Raw genomic sequence first — 24,705 nt, forward strand, 5'->3', positions numbered from 1 at the left:
GAGCCGCGGGAATGATTTAATCCATTCTAGCCAATTAAGATTTTATCAATTCAACAACAGATTAAAACAAATAAATTAACTTACACCTTTCCAATAATAAAAAGCTACATGGCAAGAAAGAAGAAATCAGAAATAACGAAGCAAAAAGATGCCATTCTTGGTTTTATGCGTCAGTTTGACCAAAGACCAGTAACATTCACAGACTACTACAATCAATTCGATATTTATACCGACCAAGATAAAATGTTCTTTAAACTTATCGTTGAAGAACTAGAAGATGAAGGCAAAATAACTAGAATAGCCCGAGGAAAGTTTACGCTTTCTGATGGCAAAAAGAAGACAGAAACAGCCGCAATAGTCGGCGTACTAGACCATGTCAACCCAAAGTTTGCCTTTGTAAGATATGATGATGGAGAAAAAGATATTTACATTGAGGCAGACCATTTAAATGGTGCTATACATGGAGATACTGTGTCTGTGGCTATCACAGGAAGAGCAAACCGAAAAGGTGGAAACCCTGAAGGCAAGGTTTTAGGTATAGAAAAACGAGGCAAAAGTGAATTAGTTGGAAAGATTAAGGTCTATTCCAACTACGCTATTGTCAAACCAGATAATAAAAATTTTCATGAAGATGTCTTTATAGCAAAAGACAAGATGTTTCATGCAGAAACAAATGATTTGGTCATCATCAAAATCATTGAATACCCTTCTAGTTTTCAACAAGCCACAGGTCAGGTAATTGAAGTATTAGGTCAATCAGGAGATAATGATGCCGAAATGCATGCTATCATGGCTGAATTTGGCCTTCCTGTCAGTTTTCCTGAAGAAGTGGAGACGCTAGCAGCAGCTATCCCTGTAGAAATAGACGAAGAAGAAATTAAGAAAAGAAGGGACATGCGTGATACGCTTACTTTCACCATAGACCCACATGATGCCAAAGACTTTGATGATGCCTTAAGCTATAAAAATATTGACGAAAATACGTTTGAAATAGGCATTCACATTGCCGATGTATCTCATTATGTACGTCCTGGCAGTGTTTTGGAAGAAGAGGCTTTTAAACGAGCAACTTCTGTTTACTTGGTTGACAGAACTATCCCGATGCTTCCAGAAAAGCTTTCAAATAACCTTTGCTCTTTAAGGCCTAACGAAGACAAGTTGGTTTTCTCCGCTGTTTTTGAAATGGATTTGAACGGTAATGTTAAAAAAGAATGGTTTGGCAGGTGTATTATTCACTCCGATAAAAGATACGCTTACGAGCAAGCCCAAGATGTTATAGAGTCTGATGAGAATAACATTCCAGAAGGAAGTAATACTGAGCTCCGCGATTGTCTCATACTTTTAAATAGTACAGCCAAAAAACTAAGAAAAGAGCGTTTCAAAAAGGGTGCCTTTAACTTTGAAACTAATGAAGTCAAATTTCAACTTGACGAAAACGGAAAGCCATTAGGTGTTTATCATAAGGTCAGAAAAGATGCCCATAAGCTTATTGAAGAGTTTATGCTTTTGGCAAATAAAAAAGTTGCTGAATTTGTTTTCTGGGGTAAGTTTTCTGCCAAAGTGAAAGCAGAGGTCAAGAAAAACGAAGAGAAAACGCCCACCATGGTGTACCGAGTACACGAACCACCAAACCCTGATAAGGTAACTACTTTCACCGCTTTTGCAGGTAAACTTGGATTTAAAATCAACTCTAATTCACAAGATGCTCTTTCTAATTCTTTGAATAATTTGATGGCTGAAATAGAAGGAACACCAATGCAAAGTGTTTTGGAGTCATTAGCCATTAGAACCATGTCAAAGGCAAAATACTCCACCTCTCCTCAGGGTCACTTTGGATTAGCTTTTGAACATTATAGCCACTTTACCTCTCCTATTAGAAGGTATCCTGACGTGATGGCTCATCGAATGCTTCAGCATTACCTAGACAATGGATCCAGCCTGAGCAAAGATGATTTTGAAGCAAAATGTAAGCACTCCTCTGACCAAGAAAAACTAGCTGCAGAAGCCGAAAGGGCTTCTATTAAATACAAGCAGGTAGAATTCATGAGTTATCAAGACCGCAATGTGGTTTTTGATGGAGTAGTGACTGGTGTTACAGACTTTGGAATATTCGTAGAAGTAGCCGAAACGGGTTGTGAAGGAATGGTTAGACTAGCCGACTTAAATGACGACTATTACGATTACGACCCTGACAACTTCAGAATAACTGGTCAAAGAAACGGAAGAATTATTGGGTTTGGTGATGCCGTAAAGGTGAGTATCAAAGCAACTGATTTAGAAAAACGTAGTATGGACTTGGATTTAATTGAAGCCGGAGGCAAATCCTTTCTTAATACCAGTGGTGGTAAAAGATTTTCAAAAGGAAGGTCATCTAGAAATGGTGGTTCAAAAAGCCGAAAAGTTATTCCACCAAGAAAAAATGGCAAAAGAAAAAAGCGTTAATTCTATTTTTTTGAAATAGGAAAAGTCCTATTCCATCTACACCTTATAAACTGTACCAGCAAAACTATTCGTCTGGTACAGTATCATTTATAAGACCAGTCCGATTATAAAATCCTACACACAAATTCTTTTTCACTTCTCTCTCTTGAGCCACACACATTTTGCTTTTTGAATTCAAAATTTAAATAGTACAAAATATAGGTTCTATAGTACTATACTTAAGAGAAAAAATAGTCATAAACTTGGAAAAAATATCATTTCTCTTACGTGTCGAATTGACAATTATTAATAAATTCGTCTTCTAATTCTCTTTTCACACTTTTAAAAAAAGTCTATTGAACGACTTTTTCACTCTTATCTATTAATAAAAATTACCCAAAATGAAAAAAAACTGGACTACAAATCAAGTTCAAAAAGGGTTGCGACTCATTCACCAATGGTCTCACCTATTTGGAAAAACCGCCCTACTAACACTCTTATCTATTAGTCCCTTACTCGCTCAAATAAGTGGTAAGGTTCTGTCACAAGAAGGAGATGAACTTCCTGGTGTTTCTATTTCCATTAAAGGAACAACCACTGGAACAACTACAGACCCAAATGGAAACTACAGCTTAAATGGAACAACTACCTCCTCTACCTTAGTTTTCAGTTATATTGGTTTTCAAAGCCAAGAGGTACAAGTTGGTTCTCGTTCTATCATCAACATTACGCTAGAAGACGATAACAAAGCCCTAGAGGAGGTTGTGGTTGTAGGTTATGGTACACAGAAAAAATCATCTATTACTGGTGCTGTTTCTACTGTTTCCCAAAAAGAACTACAGGCATTACCTGTAGTAAGTCTAACCCAATCTTTACAAGGGCGTGTTGCCGGTGTTTCTGTTACAAATAACAGCAGCCCAGGTGCAAGCCCTGTTGTTAGGATTAGAGGAGTTGGCTCTATAAGCCTTGATTCTAGCCCTTTATACGTTATTGATGGTATACCTGCGGGAGGCTTGAACAACATAGACCCTAAAGATATTGAGTCCTTAGAGGTTTTGAAAGACGCAAGTGCTGCTGCCATTTATGGCTCCAGAGCGGCTAACGGGGTTATCCTCATTACTACCAAAAAAGGGGAAGCAGGTAAAATGTCTGTTAACCTAGACTCTTATTACGGTACACAAACCGCTTGGAAACAGTTAGATTTACTTAATAGTGCAGAATATATTCAGTATGGTACCGCACTTTTAACAGCTTCTGGCCAACCAGTTCCTGGTAGATTTAATAATCTTAATACGCCTATTTATGAAGGTGCATCAACCACTTTTGCACAGACAGAGACTGACTGGCAAGATGTAATGTTTAGAAGTGCTCCTATTTCAAACACTCAACTTTCACTTTCTGGTGGAAATAAATCTTCAAGATTTTATACCTCTTTGGGCTATTTTACACAAGAAGGTATTTTCCCTGAAACTAACTATGAACGTAAGAGTTTTAGAATTAACTCCGATCATAAACTATCTAAGTTCTTAACCATTGGACAAACCTTGGTAGCATCTTCGGATAATAGAAAAGCCGAACAAGATGGCGGAGGAAGAACGACTGTTATGAACATGATGAGAATGATTCCTTACTGGCCTGTAAGAGACCCAACTAAAATTGGTGGTTTCAGTACAACAGCTCAAGGGCTAGATGCAACAGACCCTGAGAATCCTCTTAGAATTGCAGAACAAGAACAACGCTTTCAAACGAATACTGGTTTTAAATTGCTAGGTTCCCTTTTTGCGGATGTAAAACTTACTGACTGGCTAAAATATAGATTTACTGCTGGTGTAGATTATGCTAACTCAAGGTTTAATAGTTTCCTACCAATATATAATGATGGAAACAGGTCAAGGGACGTAGCTGCAATAGCGGAAAATAGAAGTACTTATAATTCTACTATTCTTACTAATGCTCTTACGTTTGAGAAAACCTTTGGAAAACACTACGTAAACCTTCTTGGTGTGGCCGAAACACAAAAATCATCAGTAAGACAGCTTAATACCGGCGGTCAATTACCTGATAACAACATTCAAGTTCAACAAGGTACAGCTAACCAAACATCTAACTCAAACTTTGGTGAAAACGCTCTTATCTCTTATGTTAGTAGATTAAACTACGAATATGCCGGAAAATACCTTTTAGGAGCCTCTGTAAGACGAGACGGTTCTTCAAAGTTTGCTCCTGGTAACAAGTGGGGTACTTTCCCTGCCGTTTCTTTAGGTTGGAGACTAAGTGAGGAAGAATTTATGAAAGAGATTCCAGCTATCAATGAATTAAAAATTAGAGGTAGTATTGGGCAAACAGGTTTTAACTCAATTGGTAATTATGACTGGCAACCACTTATTTCTGCCAATCAAACAGCATATCCATTTAATAATACCGTACAGTTAGGTTCCTACTTTGACCGTTTAGGAAACAGTAACTTAAGCTGGGAGGTTACTACCATGAGTAATATTGGATTAGACATGTCTTTATTCAATAATAAAATAAGCCTTACTACCGAGTATTTCAACCGTGAAACAGACGGTCTTCTATTAGCCGTCCCAATTGCCAACTCTTTAGGGTATTCAACAGCTCCTAATGCCAATGTTGGAAGCATGAAAAACTACGGATTTGAATTATCTGCAGGATACCATCACACAAGTGACAACTTCAATTGGAATTTGACAGGAATGTTCGATGTAATTAGAAATGAAGTATTAAGTCTTTCTACTCCTACCGCAAGTATATACTCTGGTAATAATGCTGATTATGGCGGATTCGATATCACGAAAACTGAAACAGGACAGCCTGTACAATCATTTTACGGCTGGCAGGTAGATGGTATTTTCCAAAGCGATGAGGAGGTAAGAACGGCAAACTCTTTAGGTGACGCAAACACACCATTCCAAAACGAAGCTACGGCCGCCGGTGATATCAGATTTAAAGACATAAATGGCGATGGAATAATAAACGGTGATGACAGAACCTATTTAGGTAGCTACCTTCCTAAGTTTTCTTACGGTTTAAACTTTGATGGTAATTACAAAAACTTTGACTTTACTGTTTACTTCCAAGGTGTTCACGGAAACAAGATTTATAACGGTACCAAGGTAATAGGACAAGGGATGCTTAGACTATTTAATGCTTCTACTGATGTATTAGATGCTTGGACTCCTCAAAACACTGATACCGATGTACCTAGAGCTGTAAGTGGCGACCCAAATGCAAACTCAAGAACGTCTGATCGTTTTGTGGAAGATGGCTCTTACTTACGTTTGAAAAACTTAAGTATAGGATATACTATACCTGCAACAACGTTAGAATCCGTTTCAAAAGGCTTTATCAATAAAATTAGGCTTTATGTGTCAAGTCAAAACCTATTGACTTTTACAAAATATACTGGGTACGATCCTGAGATTTCAACAAGAGGAGGAAACCTACTTACAAACGGTATAGATTATGGCCAGTATCCTCAAGCGAGAACTATTCTTGCTGGAGTAAATATTGGATTCTAATCATAAAAGAAAATCTTATTAATAATAAATTATTGTTAACATGAAAAAAATAATAGCAATCACAGGACTTCTATCGCTCTTTACAGCAATGAGTTGTAATGACGAGATCCTTGATAAAATAAACCCAAATGGGGTTACTTTCGAAACATATTTTAATAATGAAGCAGAACTTACTGCGGGTGTAAATTCAATCTATGCCCTAGTACAATCAAATAGTCTAGTTTCTAGAGAATGGTTTTTTACCCATGATCTTAAAGCAGATGAGGTTGCTACTGGTGGTGGCCAACTAGAAACCCCAAGAAACCAAATCCTTATTGGGGTTGCTAACTCTGGAAACAGTTTATGTAACGCCGTGTGGACGGGTTGGTACAGAACTATCCATCGTGCAAACGTAGTAATAGAAAAGGGACCATCTATTGAGTCTGTTCCTGCAGAAACTAAAGCTAGACTAATTGGCGAAGCTCAATTTTTAAGAGCTTGGGCTTATTACGAGCTAGGAACACTTTTTGGCGGAGCACCTATATATACCGAATTCTCAAAGACTGTTGATGGAGCCAATTCAAGGGCGTCTCAGTCAGAAGTTTATAGCCAAGCTATTGCTGATGCAAAAGCTGCTGAAGCAGGCTTAGCAGTTTCTTATTCTGGTGCTGATTTAGGAAGAGCTACAAAAGCTGCAGCTCAAACGCTTTTAGCAAGAATATACCTTCAAATGGGTGACTACGCCAGTGCTAAGACTGAGCTTAAAAAAATAGTTGATTCAGGACAGTTTTCTTTAGTTCCAAACTATCTCGATTTAACTAATGAAGAAGGTGAATTTAACCCTGAATCTATATTTGAAATAGTTTTCTCAGATTCTGGTGGAGCTTACAACTGGGGTGGTGACAGTAATGGAAATACGCAAGAAGAAACCGTTAGAACTCAAGAATACTCTGCTGTAGGCTGGAGAAACCTAATTCCTTCTAACAAAATCCTTAATGCTTATGAGAGAACATCAAAAGGAGATGCTAAGTCAGACCCTCGTTATGACATGTCATATTGGAAAGACGGAGACCTTTTCAATAATGGTGCAGATGTTATAAGCTCTGATATTGTCCAAGGAAATTCTTCAATAGTAGATGGTGTAGAACAGAAAGTAAGCTGGAGAAAATACTCTGTTCTTTATAAGTCAAACGCAGGTTATGCAACCAGTGCAATTAATCAAAGAATAATGCGATATGCTGATGTGCTCCTTATGTTAGCAGAATGTGAAGCAGAAGATGGCAATTTGGCTGCTGCTGTAGCTTTAGTAAACCAAGTTAGAGCAAGGGAGTCTGTAGACATGCCACCACTACCTACTGCCAACTATCCTACTAGCACACAAGCAGAAGTTTTAGCTGCAATCCAGCATGAACGCTTTGTAGAGCTAGCGGGAGAGCAAGTTCGTGATTTTGACCTAGTGAGATGGAGAAAAAATGGTAAGTTAACAGAAGAGCCTCTTTCTTATTTTGTATCAGGAAAGCATGAGTTTTTACCAATTCCTCAAGGTGAAATAGACAATAACCCAAATTTGACACAGGCTGATCAAAACCCAGGTTATTAATTATTACTTTTAAACGAAAACTCCCTATTCATCTCGAGTATAGGGAGTTTTTCCTTTTCTACCAATTAAACTCGACAACGATGATATTCGCTAAATTATCACCCTTATCATTTCTGTGTTTCTTTCTTCTTTTTGGGTGTAACCAAAACAAAGATTCGCTTTACAAAAAGGTTGACAATAGCGTTTCAAATATTAATTTTATTAATAAAATCGTTCCTAATAAAGATTTAAATGCCTTTACTTTTACCAATTTCTATAATGGAGGTGGCGTTGGAATTGGAGATTTCAATAAGGATGGTTTACCCGATGTCATTTTCACGGCAAACCAAGAAAAGAACAAAATATACATAAACAAAGGCAATCTTTCTTTCGAAGACATTACAGAAACTGCGGGTATAAATATTGACCAATCTTGGAATACAGGTGTTTCCATTATTGACATAAACCAAGATGGCTGGGACGATATTTACATAAGTACAGCTTTTCACAATTCCCTTTCTAACACAAAAAATTTACTTTTTATAAATCAAAAAACGGACAGTCCAACTTTCAAAGAAGAGGCTAAAAAGTATCATCTTGACTATAATGGATTTACTACACAAACCGCATTCTTTGATTATGATTTAGACGGAGATCTAGACGCTTTCTTATTAAACACAGCTCCCGACTTCCAAAATCCAAACTACCTAAGACCTTCTATCAATAACGGCACCTACCCTTCTACAGATAAACTTTTCCGAAACGAAGTAAATAACCCTGATGCAGAAAATCCTTTTGTTGAGGTTTCAAAAGAAGCGGGAATTGTATTTGAAGGGCTTGGTTTAGGCTTATCCATCTCCGATGTTAACATGGATGGATACCCAGACATTTATTGCTCAAATGATTTTCAAAGCAGTGATATTCTCTATCTCAATAATGGAGATGGAACATTTACAAATACTATTAAAAGCTCTTTTGGCCACACGAGTAAATACGGCATGGGTATAGATGCAGCAGACATCAATAATGACATGTTAGTGGATATTATGCAACTCGATATGTTACCTGAGGGTAATGAGCGGCAGAAACAGATGATAAGTAATCAAGAATATGACAAAACAGAAGCGAGTATTTCTGAGCGATTCGGTTATCAACTGCAGTACATGCGAAATAGTCTACAAGTAAACCAAGGAAACAACAGCAAACTTCCTGTTTTTAGTGAATTAGGGCTTCTCGCAGGCATTGCAAAAACCGACTGGAGCTGGTCCACATTACTGGCAGATCTAGATAACGATGGCCAGAAAGATGTTTTTATTACCAATGGATATAGAAAAAACGTTACTGACTTAGACTTTATCAGCTATAACAAAACACATAATATTTTTGGGAGTGATGAAACTAGGGCGGCAAATCGCGAAGATTTAATAAACAAAGTACCAGAAATAAAACTTAGAAATTACGCATACAAAAACCTTTCAAACCTGTCTTTTAAAGATGTTTCACAAGAATGGGGATTGGATGAACTCTCCTATGCAAATGGCTCTGTATATTGTGATTTAGATCTAGACGGGGATCTTGATTTATTAGTCAACAATATAGATGAAACTGCGTCTCTTTTCGAGAATAAGGGAACTACCAATACCTTCCTCAATTTTTCCTTCGAGGGAGAAAAAGATAACAAGCGTGGAATAGGCGTAAAATTGACCGTTTGGACTAAAAGCCATCCACAGTTTTTTGAAAACTATCCCATCAGGGGTTTTCAGTCTTCTATGGACAAAAGCATTCATGTTGGTTTGGGCGAAAGCCCAAGCGTTGACTCTTTAGAGGTACTCTGGCCTAACGGCAAAATTGAAAAACGCTATAATATTCCAACAAATCAATTTCTAAAAATCAAAGAAGTAAACGCTAAACCGAACTTCAAACATAAAATCCACCTCGAAACACCCCTTTTTGAAGAGATTCCATCCCCAGTAGTTTATACTCACAAAGAATCCAATTTTATTGACTTTAACCATACCGCTTCATTACACAAGATGCTTTCAAAATCGGGACCTGCCATTTCGCAAGGGGATTTTAATGGCGACGGTTTAGAAGATTTCATTTTAGGAGGTTCTTACCAAGGAAGCACTACAAATATCTTCCTTCAGTCCAAAAACAGCTCCTTCTCCGAGCCTATCGTTTTAGATACGAAAGACATGGAAGTAGGTTCCATCTTAGTTTTTGATGCAGACTTAGATGGTGATGAAGATCTTTTAATTACGGGTACAGGAAACGAAAGACCATTAGCCGCAACAGATGCTTATCAGCCTCTCCTATTCCTTAATAATGGAAAGGCACACTTTAACCTTTCAAACAACCTTCCAAAAATTTTGGCTAGTTCTCAAAAAGCCGTCAAAATTGACTTCGATAAAGATGGCGACTTTGATGTAATAATTGCCGGCAGGCAAATACCAAATGAATATCCGCTTTCTCCTAAATCTTATATTCTCAAAAACGACAATGGTATTTTTTCTGATGCTACAGAACAAATAGCACCTGAATTAAGTCATGCAGGAATGGTTTCAGATATCGCTGTTTTTGATTTTGATGGTGATAAAGACGACGATTTTATAGTAGTGGGAGAATGGATGAGCCCCATACTTTTTGAATCAAAAAATGGTAGTTTTCAAAAGACTAATGCAAACATCGCTCCTAAAGGTTGGTGGAATACTATTCAAAAGGGAGACTTTGACAATGATGGAGACATAGATCTCTTACTCGGAAACGAAGGTTTAAATACAACCTTCAGAGCCTCCGAAAAACAACCTATAAAAATATACGCCAAAGATTTTAATAATGATGGGATTCTAGACCCAATAATGGGACATTATTTAAAAGGACAAGAAGTACCTTTCTTACCTCTAGGCTCACTGTCAAAGCAAATTGTACAATTTAGAAAAAGGTACACCCTCTATTCTGACTACGCCAAAGCTGATTTTAACGACCTTCTTTCTGCAATAGATTTAAAAAACTCATTTTACGCAGAAGTAAAGGAGCTTAAAAACTGTTACGTGGAAAACCTTGGCAACGGAAACTTCAAACTAGGGCAGCTACCAGTTTTGGCTCAACAATCTCCAATTTTCTCCTTTATTGTTCAAGATTTTGATTTTGATGGTAATTTAGACGCTGTAGCCACAGGAAACTTCTATCCAAACGAAGCCAACACTGGCCGTCAAGATGCTTCTCTTGGACTTTTTCTAAAAGGGAATGGCAATGGTACCTTTGAGGCAATTAGCTCAAGTAAAAGCGGTTTATTTATAAAGGGGGATGCTAGAAAGTCTATTTATTTGAATCAATCAAATACATTAATTACATCTATCAATTCTGCAACTCCAATTTTTCATCGCCTACTAAAATCAGATTAAATCCTCTTCACACTTTCGTGCTCAAAAGTCATTTTACCGGTTTCAGAATATTCACGAATCACAATAGGCTCGGTATCGTCATAACAGTCTTTACCGTGCTGTGTTTCACTTTTTCTACGATTACCACTTTCGTAGTACTCTACCCATCGGCCTATTTTAACACCACTATCATATTTTCCTTCTTCAGCCAACGTGCCATTTTCATGAAAACGGTAATATTCCCCCGTTTTCTTACCATATAAAACAGGAATAACCTCTTTTAGCTTCTTTTGTGCTTCATCATAATAACTAATGTCGGAGTCCTTAAAAAAGCCCTTATTGTAATAAACTTTATCTTGAAGAATAAACTCTTTATCATAAGTTTCCCACCTACCATCTAACGTTCCTAAGTAGTAAAAACCTTCTTTAATTAGGTTTTCGCCTATATATTCTTTGTATGGGCCATGCATTAAATGGTTCGTCTTTCTGTCTCTTGATATGGCTTCCACTATTCTTTTGGTTCTTTCATCGTACCAAAAAACAGATTTTGCATAAACATTCGGCTGCTGAAATTCCTTTAAGGTATAAAACTCGATATACTTCATTCGGCTACCGCTGCCTCGCCTGTATATTCTTTTTTCTACCTCTATACCTTCGTAGCGTTTTCCATCAAATACTTTTTCTTTAGCTTCTGCCAAAGCCTTCTTTGCTTTTCTTGACTTGTCTTTTACTTTCTTCCCATATCCAGGAATAGTCTCAGTCACGTACTTTTTTGCCTCTTCTACAGTGCTTATTTTTTCTCCGCCAGGAAGTTTGGCTGATGCCGAAGGCAAAGTAACATCTACCGGAAGTGTATCTTCAATTCGCTCTTCCAAGGTCATATTCTTTCGATCTGCTTTTCTTTCTGCCTTTGTCTTTGCTTTCGGTATAATATCTTGACCAAAGGAAAACGAAGTTACCAGTAGAAAAAGGGAAGTCTTAAGAATTATTGGACGCATATTTATTTGACCTGATTTCTTTTCTGAATCAAGCATCGTACTTTCGTGTTAAGCTAATGTCAATTAGTATTCCAGAAACGTCAAAAATAGAGAAAAATTGGAGAAATCAGCTAAAATTTACGTAGCAGGACATCGAGGGATGGTAGGGTCCGCTATAATAAGAAAACTAAAACAAGAAGGTTTTGACAATATTATAGTTAGAACATCAAAAGAGCTTGACTTAAGAAACCAAGTAGCAACACAAGGATTTTTAGATACAGAAAAGCCAGAATACGTTTTTTTAGCAGCTGCGAAAGTTGGAGGCATTGTAGCTAATAATACATATCGAGCGGATTTCTTATACGAAAACCTTCAAATTCAAAACAACCTTATTCATGGTTCTTACCTAATTGGTGTCAAGAAGTTGATGTTTTTAGGTTCTTCTTGTATCTATCCAAAAATGGCCCCTCAGCCTTTAAAAGAAGATTACCTTTTGACTGGTATTCTAGAACCAACAAACGAGCCATACGCTATTGCTAAAATAGCTGGAATCAAAATGTGTGAAGCATACAGAGCCCAATATGGCTGTAACTTTATTTCGGTAATGCCTACCAACCTTTATGGGCCAAACGACAATTACGATTTACAAAACTCCCATGTATTACCTGCTATGATTCGCAAGTTTCACGAAGCGAAAGCAGAGGGTAAAGAAAGTGTCGAATTATGGGGTACCGGCAAACCAATGAGAGAGTTTCTTCATGCAAACGACCTTGCGGAAGCTTGTTTCTTCTTAATGCAAAATTATGATGGAGAAACACTTGTCAACATCGGAACTGGTGTAGACGTAACCATAAAAGAACTGGCGGAAACTATCCAGAAAACTGTAGGTTATGAAGGCAAAATAAACTGGAATACCGACAAACCCGACGGTACACCAAGAAAACTTATGGATGTTTCTAAGCTAAATAACATTGGCTGGAAACATAATATTGACTTAAAAGAGGGTATCAAATTGGTGTATGAGGACTTTAAGAACAATATTGTAAGAAAAATGTAATTCTGTGAAAAAGGCATTTAAGAGGTACTTAAGTATTCCTGTTCTTACTTCGGTGGTGCTTATGATAGTGCCTCTTATAACCACATCTTTTCTCGGTTATTTTTTTATTAATAACGAAGAGTACTTTTCTTCTATGGCGTCCGCAGAATGGATTGCCTTTTCTCTTTTAGGAATACTAACGCAAGCATTAGCCTTAACCCCTCCTACTTTTTGTGCCTTGGTATTAGGTTATTTTTGGGGTTGGCAAACCCTGCCATGGCTCTTTATTATTAATCTTCTTTCTATCTATTTAATAAATAGAATAGTTAGAGCTCTTGACCAAAATCGTTTTACTGGTTTTATTGAGACTAATCCGAAAGCTAAAAAGCTGCTTGAAAGTATTAAAACAGACGAGTTAAAAATAATCTCTCTCACCAAGCTCTCTCCTGTTCTTCCCTTCACATTAACCAATGTGATATTTACGCTCTCTGGAGCGAAATTAAAAAACATCCTTCTCGGAGGTTTTCTAGGAATGATTCCAAGAACGCTTGTTTCGCTATGGACAGGGACTCAGGCAAAAGAAATACAACGTTTACTAAAAGAGCCTAACAGTGGTAACCTTCAGCAAATACTTCTAATAGGCCTAATTCTAATTTCTCTTATAGGATTAGTTTGGGTAATTACTAAAGCCGTAAAAAGGGCTTAAAGGTATTTTGAAAGTATCTTTTTTGTGGCTTCTAAGTAAGCTCTACCCCACTTAAGGTCAGGTTCTAAGTGATTTCCTTCCGCCCATTCATTCCAAGCATTAATAAATACAAAGTTTTCTTCTTCCGATTCTGGTTCAAACTTCTCACATATTTCATTCAACCATGAACCATAAAGCTCCGGTGTAGAACCCTCCACTATAAAAGCATTTTGCTTTCTTCTTGCCGTGTTATCCCAGCTAGGCATAATGCAAGGATAGTGCTTAAATTTAGGTTCGTCCTTAGCCAACATTCGTTTGACTAATTCGCCATAATTATCCTTTTTATAAGAACTTCCATAACCAAACTTATCCTTTATCCTGTTCCACAAACTTGGTTTGAGATTGACATTATCCCAGTCTGGCTGCCATTCTATCACCGCATCCAAACCAACTTCCTTTGCATTAGGAATGGCACTTTCAAACGTTTTTACACCACAGATATATAAATCATCAAAGCCATGTTTCTTCGCTTCTTCTTTCCATATAGCAATGGAAGATTTCAGCTCGGGGATGATGTGAGTGTTATAAAACAAAAAGACCGGTTTATTATCAACTCTAATATAACGAGGATCAGAAAAAACGTCTTTACAAAGGTATCTGGCGTGTTCTCTATGATCTTCTTCACTATAATCTTGCTGCATTAATACCTCTCTGTCCATCCCGTCCCATCTTCTAGTCCAATTTTCGTTTGCCCAGCATAACAAAAAAGGGAAATCAGGCTTTTTAAGCCTTAAAACCTCATTAAAGGGCTCTTCAATAAGACGCTCTCCATTAAACCAATAATGGTAATAACAAAAGCCAAAAATATCATGTTCTTTTGCCAGATTGGCTTGCTCTTCTCTTGCTTGTTCTAACCTTAGATCGTAAAAACCAAGGTCAGACGGCAAATGTGGTTGGTAATGGTTTTTAAACCTTGGCTTTGCCTTAGTTACATTAGTCCACTCAGTAAAGCCTTTACCCCACCATTTATCGTTTTCTGCAATAGGATGAAACTGAGGAAGTAGTACGGCTAGAGCTCTTAACTTTTTACTCATATGAGTCTTGAAACTTTTGACTAAGTATTAATGGATTGCAAAATTAAGGAGATTGCATCCAATCACAACATCTTCCAACCTTGATTTGAAATTGATTACAGATTGTAAAGAAAAAAAGTCCATTTGAGAGTATCTCAAATGGACTTAATAAATAACTACCAAGAAAGTTTACTCCTTCAAACTCTTAAGATAAGCTATGCTCAATGGAATATTCTCTATTTCATTCTCGCTTTCGTCTTCAATAAAGTAATGCTTAATTCCTACTTCATTAGCAAGTTTTAAAATAGCTGGCCAGTCAGCTTGGCCCGTTCCAAGAACAACGTCGTTTTCTGCTGGAGTTCCTCCAGAACCATCACCCACAACACCTTTCTTCAAGTCTTTTACGTGCATCAACTTCCAACGATTTCCGTATTTTTCTAAAAGCTTTTGAGGAGCATCAGAACCTCCACCATGCATGGTCCAAAGCACGTCCATTTCAAAAGAAACATAGTCAGGATTAGTATTTTGAATGATATAATCCATCATGGTTCCTTCACCTTCTGGGTTTGGCTTAAACTCATAGCCATGGTCATGATAACAGAATGTCAAACCATTCTCTGCTAAGACTTTTCCTGCAGCATTGAAAACCTCCACCGCTTTTTTAGCATCGTCAAAGTTAAAACCTTCGCTACCATTGTGTGGTATCCAAGCACACATCACATATTTTGACCCAAGAGCTTTTGCCCTATCTGCTACTTCTTGTGGATTTTCTTCTAATTCGTTAAAACCACTTCCTGAGGCAGGAATACTAATTCCTCTTTCTTCACACATTGCTTTAAAGTCTTCAGGTGCCACACCTTTTGGTGCTCCGCCTTCTAATTCTGTAAAACCCATTTCAGCAATCATGTCTAAGTTTTGCTCTACCGTTCTGGTGCTGTCTTTAAACTGTTCTCTAAAAGTATAAGCTTGAACACCAAACTCGCCTTTAAAAAGGGGCGTACTTTCTTCCGTACTGCTTTCTGAAGCACATCCCATTGTAAAAAGAGCCAGGAAAAGGAAGGAATAAATTGTTTTCATCATATCTAAGGGTTTTAAATAATTATAGGTTTTTCTTTTTAAGTTCATCTGCCGCAAAATTGGCTGCACGAGCTGCATAAGCCATATAAGTCAATGTTGGGTTTTGCGTACTTGTCGAAGTCATGCAAGCACCATCTGTCACAAAAACGTTTTTGCACGAGTGTACTTGATTGTGTTTGTTCAAAATAGATGTTTTAGCATCATGCCCCATTCGCACGCCACCCATTTCATGAATATCTGAACCTGGTGCCGCTTTTGAGTCCCTAGTTTTTATGTCTTCAAAACCCGCTTTTTCAAACATTTCCGCCATAGTGGTTTGGAAATCTTCCACCATTTTTGTGTCATTGTCCTGCCATTCGCAAGAAAAAACAATCTGCGGAATTCCGTATTTATCTTTCAACGTTTCATGAAGCCTAATGTGGTTCTCTTCTACAGGGATGGTTTCACCCATCATCCAGCCTGATAAACCCCAACCGCCTAATTCACGTTTCAAAAGGTTATCTCTTAATTCGTCACCAATTCCATCTTTGGAAGAATAAGAGCCTCTCCCTCCACCAATTCCGGTAGCATATCCTCTCAAAAAGCCTTCTTCATGCTTGTGTAAGTTTCTGAATCGAGGAATATAGGAATGACTCGGGTGGGCTCCACTCGTTTTTTTATCTTTAAAGCCAGCGTATTTTCCGGAAACTTGCCCTCTGTAGTTATGCCAAGCAATGTATTTTCCGAGAACACCACTATCGTTTCCTAAACCATTTTCAAAACGATTTGACGTAGAATTCATCAAAATAGCATTCGAATTAATGGCAGAGCCATTCACAAATATCACTTTGGCATAAAACTCTACCATTTCTTTGCTTGTCGCATCTATCACTCTAACACCTGTAGCTTTCTCTTTTCTATCATCGTAAATAATAGAATGAACTACCGAATGAGGTCTGAGCGTTAGATTTCCTGTCTTAGCCGCCCATGGCAATGTGCTGGAGTTACTACTAAAATACCCCCCATAATTACAGCCCCTATTACACATACGCTGACTCATGCATTTTCCACGACCTTGGTCATAATGCACCTGCTGTGGGTCTGTCAAATGTGCACATCTACCAAAAACCAGAAAACGGTCTTTGTATGTTTTTTCTATGGTTTCCTTAAAATGTTGTTCTACGCAATTTAAGTCCCAACCCGGCTGAACAATACTATTTGGCAAAGCTTCTATGTTATCATTAAAACCCGCTATTCCTGCGAACTTTTCAACATGCTCATACCATGGAACCATGTCTTTATAGCGTATAGGCCAATCTACCGCAAAACCGTCCCTAGCAGGACCTTCATAATCAAAATCTGACCAACGCTGCGTTTGACGAGCCCAGAGCAAAGATTTTCCTCCTTCATGATATCCTCTAAACCAATTGAAGGGCTTTTCTTGAACTATTGGCTGTTCATCATCTGGCAAAGCCCAATGCAGCGTTTCTGCTCGCATAAATTTTGCCATTTCAAAACCTTTACGCTGCTCCTGCGTAACGCTTCCTCTATGCTCAAAATTCCAAGGAGCTTTAGACGCGGTAGGATAATCTTCAATGTGTTTGACACCCCTTCCTCTTTCTAAAACCAATGTTTTAAGGCCTCTATCGCAAAGCTCTTTAGCTGCCCATCCCCCACTAGCACCAGACCCTATTACTATAGCGTCATATTTGTGCTTCTTTTTTACCTCTAAATTTAGGTTTGCCATATCTATATTTCTTAAATACAATTTTCTAATTAAAATGAGGCTAAGCCTCGACTACGTCAACACATCCATCATAATGTCCCGGGGCCATCACATAGTCATAATGATTTACCATCACATATTCTGATGTAGTATAACCTCTTATGGTTTCCTTTTTTAGTGTATCATAAAACCACTCTTTATCCACAGTACTTGGTTCAGAAAAGCCTATTAAAAGACTCTCTCGCTGAGCTTGTGTACATTCAGAAAATGGTTTTTTATACGACGTTTCAGCGGTGCTGTTTAACAAGGTCATGCCTTCCATTATTTTTTGCAGGTCTTCTTCCGTATAACAATCCGCAAAAAGCCTATCTAAGAATTTATCCACGCCTAAACCTAAAGCTCCCGGTTCTGTTTTTCCTTCTGGAATAAAAGTGCCAGCAATGCTAGAAAGCAAACCTTGCTCTAAAGAAGAAAATACTCCTGAACTAACTAGTTTTGATGATGACCAAGCATTAGCCCAACTAGGCAATGCCACTACAGCACCTGCTCCTAGTGCTAATTTTTTCAACAATTCTCGTCTTTGCATATCGCCCAATTAATAGTGTAAGAATGTAAATTAGTATAAACAACGAATCACACCTTAAGGTGAGAAAATTGTTTAGATAAAACCTCTCTCTGTAAAGACAAAAGCTCTTAAAACCTCAAATGGGTCAATTAAAGCTACTTTTTCTTATAAATATTATTTTTAATCAAATCTTCTTCAAACCAAGTAAACTTGTCTTGATAAAACTTTATAAAATCTGGTGCACTAATATGACCCGGCACTGGACCATAGTAATGGGTTTCACTATTCTGGTCATTTCTCCAAACTAAAACATAACTCAGCCTGATGTTTTCGGCCTTAAGTACTTTTAAAAGTGTTCCAGTCCACCACGTTTTATTAGGTATGGACTCTAATCCCGTTTCTGTAAAAGCAGCCAGTTTTTTGTGCTTTTGAGCATAATCAGACACTACTTTAAGTTTTGAAACTGCGGCCTCCAAATCATACCTGTTTCTTCCCATATCAGCATAATTATCCATTCCCACCATATCGACCCATTCGTCTCCTGGATATCTTTCTAAAAATTCCGCCTCTGTATTAAACTTATTATCCGGAGAAAAAGCCCAAATAAAGCTATGAACGTTCTTTTCGTCCCTCAAATAAGATAATGTAAACTTCCAAAGTGTTTTAAACTCATCAACCGAACAATGTGGTGCTCCCCACCAAAACCACCCTCCATCAAACTCATGATATGGACGAAAAATCATTGGAATTAACTCTCCATTCCTACCACGGCAAGAGTTAACCCACTCCGCTATTTCATCTAAAATCTCTTTATATTTTTCGTGACCATCTCCACCTGGAATAAGCCTAGGCACTACTTTTATAGAATCTGAACCTTCCCAATAAAAGCCACCCTTGCCCATAGGATTGTAAAAATGCCAAGCCACGGTAATTATACCACCACGGTTATACGCATCTTCTACCGTTTTCCTCAAGTTTCGTTTATATAAGGCTGGATTTCTTCCCGTAAAACCACTAAAATCAATACCAATCACTCCTGGATGGGTTCCTACTACAGATTTTACATCAGACCTATTCTCGTCTCCACGCCAGCCTCTTCCATATTCGGTAGCGTGCTGATGCCCAAAGACCACACCTTTCTTTTGTATTTTCTTTAAACTTTTGAATAGCTTAGTGGTTTCTCTGGTAGCGTTTTTATCTATTAATTGACCATATCCTAAACTCGTGGTTAATAATCCAGCTAAAAATAGGTTTAAAAACTTCATCGGGTTGAATAATAAATTTGAACTTTAAAAAGAAGCAATTCAAACTTAAAGCAAATAGGCTATCTTTAAAAAAGGAACTTTAAGATATGGTAGTATTAGAATTGACATTGGATAAATATGGTGAACAAGGAGATAAAACAGGATGGACTTTTCTCAAAATTGACGCCACGGTTTCTCAAAATATAAAGCCTAACACCAAAAAGTCTTATAGAGTCAAGGGACTTATTGATAATTTAGAAATCAAACAAGCGGCTTTGATTCCGATAGGAAATGGCGATTTTATTTTGCCTGTTAATAATACCATTCGAAAGAAAATAGGTAAAGGCAAGGGAGACAAAGTATTACTAAAACTAGAAGAAGACACTAGTGCGTTTGAATATTCTGCAGACTTATTAGCTTGTCTAGAAGACGAACCTACCGCTGACTCCTTTTACAAAACGCTTTCGCCAAGCCATCAAAGGTATTTTTCAAAGTGGATAGAATCTGCCAAAACCATTGAAACGAAAACTACAAGAATTACTCGATGCCTTTTTGGCTTAGCAAATCAAATGGATTATGGTGCCATGATAAGGCATTTTAAAGGACAAAAGTGAGAAACTAGCCTAGGTATTCCGTTTTTTCTAAGCCGTAATATTTATCCAAGTCTCCCTGAATAACATCATAAACCTCTTTTTTCAAGGCTTCAATATCTTTGGAGGTCCTATTCTCTGTACTAATTTCCTTATTGATTATCACTTTTGGTAAACCCCAAAAGAAAAAATTACTCGGATTTAATTCATAATTATTCAGGTAGCTAACCGGCACAATGGGCACTTTATTTTCAATTGCCATTATGAAGGGTCCGTCTTTAAAAGGTTGAGCCATCTTTGGAATATTCTTAGATACAATACCTCCTTCAGGCATAATAAATACACTTCTCCCGTTTTTTAATGCTCTGATTCCACGTAACATCGTCTTAGTTCGACTGTCCTTGTCTGACCTATTTACCGCAATATGAAGCTGGTCAAACATATAACCAAACAGCGGCACTTTAGATACTGAGCTCTTACCCACATAAGCAAAGTAGTTTTCAACAATGTTCATTCCTGCAGCCACATCTAAGTAAGAGAAATGATTTGCCACAAAAACATAGGTTTTGCTTTTATCAGGTCTAAACTTCCAGTCTTTCTGAATAATCATTCCCGTAAGAATGAAGAATATCTGAGACCAAAAACGAATGATTTTATGCCCAAAGCGGTGCCAGCCCTTATTCTGAATACAGATATAAATAAAAGGGTAAAAAAACAGAAACGGGATAACAAAAACCATCCCGCACCATACTGTATATAAGATGCTTAAAAGCTTTTTCATTCAATAAGCATAAGCTTACTTTTCGATAAGGTGTTTATGAAGTTCTACTGGTTTAGCCGCAGATTTTCTCATTTTAATATTTAGCATTTCTACTAAAAAGGAGAATGCCATAGCAAAATACACATAGCCTTTAGGCACCGTAAAGTGGAATGCCTCCGCTATTAAAAGTGTACCAATCATAACCAGAAAAGACAATGCTAGCATCTTAATACTTGGGTGAGCTTCCACAAAGTCACCAACAGGCTTGGCAAATAACAACATACCAATGGTAGAAAGAATAATGGCTGCCGCCATTACTGGTATAACATCTGTCATGCCCACCGCTGTAATTATAGAATCGACAGAGAAAATAATATTAATAACAGTTATGTCCAAAATGGCTCTAGACAGAGAAGATGCTATTGCCTTTTTCCCCATGTCGTCTTCTTCACCTTCTAGTTTATGGTGAATTTCGGAAGTTGCTTTATAAAGAAGAAACAAACCTCCTCCTAACAGAATTAAACCTTTCCCACTCATTCCAATATCAAAAGGCAATCCCAAATCTTGAAGATTAAACAGGTCTTTTTCTAAGCCTAAAATCCAGCCTAACACAAAAAGCAAGCCTACCCTTATAATCATGGCTGACATAAGGCCAATGTTTCTTGCCTTTTTCTGGTTTTCAATCGGAAGTTTTCCAGAAATAATGGAAATAAAGATGATGTTATCTACACCCAAAACCATTTCAAGGAGTGTTAAGGTGAAAACACTAGTAAGAGCCGCTGTGGTAAGAAGTTGTTCCATTTAAAACTTTTTTTGACGCTAAAGTATTTGAAATAATACGTAAGACAAAATTGCTACTTTCAAATTTAAGAAACCATAAATTTCTAAAAACATGAAAATACCTAATGTCTTCTGTTTAGAAAGTGGGGTTTTTCTCTCCTGATTTATGAAAACCATTGTTAGAACTGTGTTCTTAAGAAACAAAAATCCCGTTGCTTAAGAAACAACGGGATTCTTGTTTTACAAATGAGGCTGAACAGCCTTTTTCAATTGTGGCAACATCATTACACCTGTTGACCTAAAAAGCTGTTTTCTATTCTTAAAAATCATTACTGTAGGTACTCCTGTTACTTTATACTTACGCTGTAGTGCATGATTTTTATCAATGTCAATTTTTACAATTTTGACTTTATCTCCCATTTCGTTGGCCAATTGCTGTAATGCAGGCGACATAGCTTTACATGGGGCACACCAAGTGGCAAAAAAATCTATTAATACCGGTGTTTCACTATTTATTAATTCTTCAAAAGCTCCGTTCATTGTTTATTTCTTTAATCTAAACTATTAACGTTCTCCCCTTTTCTCTGGTTCAAACTTTATCATCATCATTAACCATAATGACCTAGAATACCTGAAAATAATTGGAACTAAGAGAATAGTCAAGAAAACATAACTCCCGATATAAATCCTCCAATCCAATTTGTCTTCAAAGACAGTGTACCACAAAACCGTAGTTACCACAAAAAACGCCATATTTAACATATAGCTTACATACATAGCCCCATAGAAAAAGCCAGCCTCCTTCTCATACCTTAAACCACATTTAGAGCAGTTTTTATGCATCTCCATCATTTTACCCATTTTGTACGGGTTTTGAGATTCATATAAGTTTCCCTCCTCACATCTTGGGCATTTTAATAAAACAGCTCCCTTTAAGTTTCCCATAAGATTTTTTTAGTTTTCTGGCCGCAAAAGTACCAAATAATCTTCTGTAAAAGCGTATCAGGTGTTAAAGAGCTAGCTATATTATGAACAAAGAGGGTATAAAAGTTCTAAATAGCCCAAAAATACCATTTGAACCAAAAACGACATTGTTTGAACGGCTTTCATTAGTACAGAACGCATTTATTGTATCACTTTTGCATTGTTGTAAAACATCACTTAGGTGTTTTTATCAATATTCATATCGGAATTGACAACAAAACCATAATAATAAAATGTCTAAAACATTATTTGACAAAGTATGGGACGCTCATGTAGTTAGAAGCATTGAAGATGGTCCTGACGTATTCTTTATTGACCGTCACTTTATACACGAAGTTACCAGTCCAGTTGCCTTTTTAGGGCTTGAAAGTAGAGGAGTTGGAGTAATTTTTCCTGAAAGGACTTTTGCAACAGCCGACCACAACACTCCTACAATTAACCAACACCTTCCTGTAGAGGATCCTCTTTCTGCCAATCAACTTAAAGCTTTGGAAGGAAACTCTGCCAAATATGGCATTTCTCACTGGGGTCTTGGACATAAGAAAAATGGTATTGTTCACGTAGTAGGACCAGAAAACGGTATTACTCTTCCGGGTATGACTATCGTTTGTGGTGATTCGCATACTTCTACACATGGTGCTTTTGGTGCTATTGCCTTTGGTATCGGTACTTCAGAAGTTGAAATGGTGCTTTCTTCACAGTGTATCATGCAGCCTAAGCCTAAAAAAATGAGAATTACCGTTAATGGTAATCTTGGAAAAGCAGTAACTCCTAAAGATGTTGTTCTTTATGTTATCGCTCAAATTTCTGCTGCTGGTGCAACTGGATATTTTGTAGAATATGCTGGTGATGTATTTGAAAACATGAGCATGGAAGGTCGTATGACTGTTTGTAACATGACCATTGAAATGGGTGCTCGTGGTGGTATGATTGCTCCTGACGAAACTACTTTTGCTTATTTGAAAGGAAGAGAAATGTCGCCTAAGGGTGAAGATTGGGAAAAACTTCTTAAGTATTGGGCTACGCTCAAAACTGATGATGCTGCTGTTTTCGACAAAGAATTGACATTTACGGCAGAGGAGATTGAACCACAAATTACTTATGGTACTAACCCAGGTCTTGGAACGAGTATTTCTAGTACTATTCCTAAATCAGGTGATGTAATTGACGGTGAAGCTAGTTATAAAAAATCATTGAACTACATGGGTTTTGCCGAAGGCGAAAGCATTATAGGAAAACCTGTAGATTACGTATTTATTGGTAGCTGTACTAACGGTCGTATTGAAGATTTTAGAGCTTTTGCATCTATAGTTAAAGGAAGAAAGAAGGCTGATAATGTTACAGCATGGTTAGTTCCTGGTTCTCATATTGTGGAAGCACAAATCAAAGAAGAAGGTCTTTTAGATATATTTACTGAAGCTGGTTTTGTATTACGTCAGCCAGGCTGTTCTGCTTGTTTAGCAATGAACGATGATAAGGTTCCTGCAGGAAAACTTGCTGTTTCTACATCAAACAGAAACTTTGAAGGTCGTCAAGGTCCTAATTCTAGAACACTCTTAGCTTCTCCATTAGTGGCAGCTGCTGCTGCGGTTTCTGGAAAAGTGGCTGACCCTCGTGGGTTTATGGATTAATAAAATAGGAGACTATAATTTAATAAAACATTAAAAATTAAGCTGATAGCAAAAGACTAAAGACTAAAGGCTAAAGTCAATTATGGCATACGATAAATTTACAGTATTAAAAAGCACTTGTGTACCACTTCCTTTAGAGAATGTGGATACCGACCAAATCATTCCTGCTCGTTTTTTGAAAGCTACTAAAAGAGAGGCTTTTGGAGATAATCTTTTTAGAGATTGGAGATATAACAATGACGATTCGCCAAAGGAAGATTTTGTATTAAACAATGATACCTATTCTGGAAAAGTACTAGTAGCTGGAAGAAATTTTGGTTCTGGTTCTAGCCGTGAGCACGCTGCTTGGGCTATTTATGATTACGGTTTCAGATGTGTTATTTCTAGTTTCTTTGCTGATATCTTCAAAGGAAACTCTTTAAACATTGGTATTCTTCCTGTGACTGTTAGTCCTGAGTTTTTGGATAAAATTTTCAAAGACATTGAAAAAGATCCAAATGCTCAAGTAGAAGTTAACCTTCCTGCTCAAACTGTAACTCTTGTTTCTACAGGTGAAAGCGAGAGTTTTGAGATTAATGGTTACAAGAAAAACAATATGGTGAATGGTTTTGACGATATTGATTACTTGCAAGCAATGAAAGAAGAAATCGGTAGTTTTGAAGCCGCTCGTCCGTTTTAGGATGAGAACTTCAAGCTA

At 37.4% G+C, this 24,705-nt stretch carries 19 protein-coding genes; 9 read left to right on the forward strand and 10 right to left on the reverse strand.

Annotated elements, in window-relative coordinates; genetic code table 11:
* The first annotated feature begins 108 nt into the window (after window positions 1-108).
* The 4 genes from rnr to AC0L6O_RS01215 all read left to right on the forward strand — a co-directional run bounded on the left by rnr (window position 109) and on the right by AC0L6O_RS01215 (window position 10,922).
* Window positions 109-2,442, forward strand: a complete 2,334-nt coding sequence (gene rnr / locus AC0L6O_RS01200) for a ribonuclease R (RefSeq protein ID WP_473305682.1) — start codon at window positions 109-111, stop codon at window positions 2,440-2,442.
* A gap of 380 nt (window positions 2,443-2,822) precedes the next feature.
* Window positions 2,823-5,960: a SusC/RagA family TonB-linked outer membrane protein gene (locus AC0L6O_RS01205; protein ID WP_473305683.1), complete on the forward strand. Its 3,138-nt coding sequence runs from the start codon at window positions 2,823-2,825 to the stop codon at window positions 5,958-5,960.
* Between the two features lie 40 nt (window positions 5,961-6,000).
* The gene (locus tag AC0L6O_RS01210; RefSeq protein ID WP_473305684.1) at window positions 6,001-7,539 is read left to right on the forward strand and encodes a RagB/SusD family nutrient uptake outer membrane protein; all 1,539 of its coding nucleotides are present in this window, start codon (window positions 6,001-6,003) and stop codon (window positions 7,537-7,539) included.
* A gap of 80 nt (window positions 7,540-7,619) precedes the next feature.
* Window positions 7,620-10,922, forward strand: a complete 3,303-nt coding sequence (locus tag AC0L6O_RS01215) for a VCBS repeat-containing protein (RefSeq protein WP_473305685.1) — start codon at window positions 7,620-7,622, stop codon at window positions 10,920-10,922.
* Here the strand turns inward: AC0L6O_RS01215 and AC0L6O_RS01220 are convergent.
* Entirely contained in the window at window positions 10,919-11,935 is a 1,017-nt protein-coding gene (locus AC0L6O_RS01220; protein WP_473305687.1) for a toxin-antitoxin system YwqK family antitoxin, read from the reverse strand. The two genes, AC0L6O_RS01215 and AC0L6O_RS01220, sit on opposite strands and share 4 nt — an antisense overlap.
* 61 nt (window positions 11,936-11,996) lie before the next feature.
* Here AC0L6O_RS01220 and fcl point away from each other — a divergent pair, with 61 nt between their 5' ends.
* Together fcl and AC0L6O_RS01230 are read left to right on the forward strand one after the other, a co-directional pair.
* Window positions 11,997-12,935, forward strand: a complete 939-nt coding sequence (gene fcl / locus AC0L6O_RS01225) for a GDP-L-fucose synthase (protein WP_473305689.1) — start codon at window positions 11,997-11,999, stop codon at window positions 12,933-12,935.
* A gap of 4 nt (window positions 12,936-12,939) precedes the next feature.
* Window positions 12,940-13,620: a TVP38/TMEM64 family protein gene (locus tag AC0L6O_RS01230; protein ID WP_473305690.1), complete on the forward strand. Its 681-nt coding sequence runs from the start codon at window positions 12,940-12,942 to the stop codon at window positions 13,618-13,620.
* On the opposite strand, the gene AC0L6O_RS01235 is transcribed toward AC0L6O_RS01230, so the two are convergent.
* From AC0L6O_RS01235 to AC0L6O_RS01255, 5 genes are all read right to left on the reverse strand, one after another.
* A complete protein-coding gene (locus AC0L6O_RS01235; RefSeq protein ID WP_473305692.1) occupies window positions 13,617-14,693 on the reverse strand; it encodes a glycosyltransferase WbsX family protein in 1,077 nt (358 codons plus the stop codon). The genes AC0L6O_RS01230 and AC0L6O_RS01235 overlap by 4 nt on opposite strands.
* 168 nt (window positions 14,694-14,861) lie before the next feature.
* Window positions 14,862-15,752, reverse strand: a complete 891-nt coding sequence (locus AC0L6O_RS01240; RefSeq protein ID WP_473305694.1) for a sugar phosphate isomerase/epimerase family protein — start codon at window positions 15,750-15,752, stop codon at window positions 14,862-14,864.
* Between the two features lie 19 nt (window positions 15,753-15,771).
* Window positions 15,772-17,475: a GMC oxidoreductase gene (locus tag AC0L6O_RS01245; protein ID WP_473305695.1), complete on the reverse strand. Its 1,704-nt coding sequence runs from the start codon at window positions 17,473-17,475 to the stop codon at window positions 15,772-15,774.
* A 40-nt stretch (window positions 17,476-17,515) separates the two neighbouring features.
* Window positions 17,516-18,040, reverse strand: a complete 525-nt coding sequence (locus AC0L6O_RS01250) for a gluconate 2-dehydrogenase subunit 3 family protein (RefSeq protein WP_473305697.1) — start codon at window positions 18,038-18,040, stop codon at window positions 17,516-17,518.
* A gap of 134 nt (window positions 18,041-18,174) precedes the next feature.
* Window positions 18,175-19,284, reverse strand: coding sequence for a glycoside hydrolase family 26 protein (locus AC0L6O_RS01255; RefSeq protein ID WP_473305698.1), 1,110 nt, complete (start codon window positions 19,282-19,284; stop codon window positions 18,175-18,177).
* Window positions 19,285-19,370: 86 nt separating this feature from the next.
* Here AC0L6O_RS01255 and AC0L6O_RS01260 point away from each other — a divergent pair, with 86 nt between their 5' ends.
* Window positions 19,371-19,877 (forward strand): DUF1905 domain-containing protein, encoded by a 507-nt coding sequence (locus AC0L6O_RS01260; protein ID WP_473305699.1) that lies wholly within the window; start codon window positions 19,371-19,373, stop codon window positions 19,875-19,877.
* Window positions 19,878-19,881: 4 nt separating this feature from the next.
* On the opposite strand, the gene AC0L6O_RS01265 is transcribed toward AC0L6O_RS01260, so the two are convergent.
* The 4 genes from AC0L6O_RS01265 to AC0L6O_RS01280 form a co-directional block, all read right to left on the reverse strand.
* Window positions 19,882-20,634, reverse strand: coding sequence for a lysophospholipid acyltransferase family protein (locus tag AC0L6O_RS01265; protein ID WP_473305700.1), 753 nt, complete (start codon window positions 20,632-20,634; stop codon window positions 19,882-19,884).
* A 15-nt stretch (window positions 20,635-20,649) separates the two neighbouring features.
* Entirely contained in the window at window positions 20,650-21,414 is a 765-nt protein-coding gene (locus AC0L6O_RS01270) for a TerC family protein (RefSeq protein WP_473305701.1), read from the reverse strand.
* A gap of 219 nt (window positions 21,415-21,633) precedes the next feature.
* On the reverse strand, window positions 21,634-21,933 hold the full coding sequence (gene trxA / locus AC0L6O_RS01275) for a thioredoxin (RefSeq protein WP_473305702.1): 300 nt from the start codon (window positions 21,931-21,933) through the stop codon (window positions 21,634-21,636).
* Window positions 21,934-21,957: 24 nt separating this feature from the next.
* Window positions 21,958-22,338: a DUF983 domain-containing protein gene (locus AC0L6O_RS01280; RefSeq protein WP_473305704.1), complete on the reverse strand. Its 381-nt coding sequence runs from the start codon at window positions 22,336-22,338 to the stop codon at window positions 21,958-21,960.
* A 272-nt stretch (window positions 22,339-22,610) separates the two neighbouring features.
* Here AC0L6O_RS01280 and leuC point away from each other — a divergent pair, with 272 nt between their 5' ends.
* Together leuC and leuD are read left to right on the forward strand one after the other, a co-directional pair.
* Complete coding sequence (leuC, locus tag AC0L6O_RS01285; protein WP_473305706.1) at window positions 22,611-24,008, forward strand: 3-isopropylmalate dehydratase large subunit; 1,398 nt, start codon at window positions 22,611-22,613, stop codon at window positions 24,006-24,008.
* Between the two features lie 82 nt (window positions 24,009-24,090).
* Window positions 24,091-24,687 carry a 3-isopropylmalate dehydratase small subunit gene (gene leuD / locus AC0L6O_RS01290; protein ID WP_473305708.1) on the forward strand — a complete coding sequence of 199 codons (597 nt, stop codon included), beginning with the start codon at window positions 24,091-24,093 and terminating at the stop codon, window positions 24,685-24,687.
* The last annotated feature ends 18 nt before the right edge of the window (window positions 24,688-24,705 follow it).

It is taken from the genome of Arcticibacterium sp. GJ41-1, assembly GCF_055808875.1.

Excerpts from the sequence above, each read along its gene's own strand:
- rnr (WP_473305682.1), top strand. The coding sequence starts at position 109 with ATGGCAAGAAAGAAGAAATCAGAAATAACGAAGCAAAAAGATGCCATT.
- AC0L6O_RS01205 (WP_473305683.1), top strand. The coding sequence starts at position 2,823 with ATGAAAAAAAACTGGACTACAAATCAAGTTCAAAAAGGGTTGCGACTC.
- AC0L6O_RS01210 (WP_473305684.1), top strand. The coding sequence starts at position 6,001 with ATGAAAAAAATAATAGCAATCACAGGACTTCTATCGCTCTTTACAGCA.
- AC0L6O_RS01215 (WP_473305685.1), top strand. The coding sequence starts at position 7,620 with ATGATATTCGCTAAATTATCACCCTTATCATTTCTGTGTTTCTTTCTT.
- AC0L6O_RS01220 (WP_473305687.1), bottom strand. The coding sequence starts at position 11,935 with ATGCTTGATTCAGAAAAGAAATCAGGTCAAATAAATATGCGTCCAATA.
- AC0L6O_RS01235 (WP_473305692.1), bottom strand. The coding sequence starts at position 14,693 with ATGAGTAAAAAGTTAAGAGCTCTAGCCGTACTACTTCCTCAGTTTCAT.
- AC0L6O_RS01240 (WP_473305694.1), bottom strand. The coding sequence starts at position 15,752 with ATGATGAAAACAATTTATTCCTTCCTTTTCCTGGCTCTTTTTACAATG.
- AC0L6O_RS01245 (WP_473305695.1), bottom strand. The coding sequence starts at position 17,475 with ATGGCAAACCTAAATTTAGAGGTAAAAAAGAAGCACAAATATGACGCT.
- AC0L6O_RS01250 (WP_473305697.1), bottom strand. The coding sequence starts at position 18,040 with ATGCAAAGACGAGAATTGTTGAAAAAATTAGCACTAGGAGCAGGTGCT.
- AC0L6O_RS01255 (WP_473305698.1), bottom strand. The coding sequence starts at position 19,284 with ATGAAGTTTTTAAACCTATTTTTAGCTGGATTATTAACCACGAGTTTA.
- AC0L6O_RS01260 (WP_473305699.1), top strand. The coding sequence starts at position 19,371 with ATGGTAGTATTAGAATTGACATTGGATAAATATGGTGAACAAGGAGAT.
- AC0L6O_RS01265 (WP_473305700.1), bottom strand. The coding sequence starts at position 20,634 with ATGAAAAAGCTTTTAAGCATCTTATATACAGTATGGTGCGGGATGGTT.
- AC0L6O_RS01270 (WP_473305701.1), bottom strand. The coding sequence starts at position 21,414 with ATGGAACAACTTCTTACCACAGCGGCTCTTACTAGTGTTTTCACCTTA.
- trxA (WP_473305702.1), bottom strand. The coding sequence starts at position 21,933 with ATGAACGGAGCTTTTGAAGAATTAATAAATAGTGAAACACCGGTATTA.
- AC0L6O_RS01280 (WP_473305704.1), bottom strand. The coding sequence starts at position 22,338 with ATGGGAAACTTAAAGGGAGCTGTTTTATTAAAATGCCCAAGATGTGAG.
- leuC (WP_473305706.1), top strand. The coding sequence starts at position 22,611 with ATGTCTAAAACATTATTTGACAAAGTATGGGACGCTCATGTAGTTAGA.
- leuD (WP_473305708.1), top strand. The coding sequence starts at position 24,091 with ATGGCATACGATAAATTTACAGTATTAAAAAGCACTTGTGTACCACTT.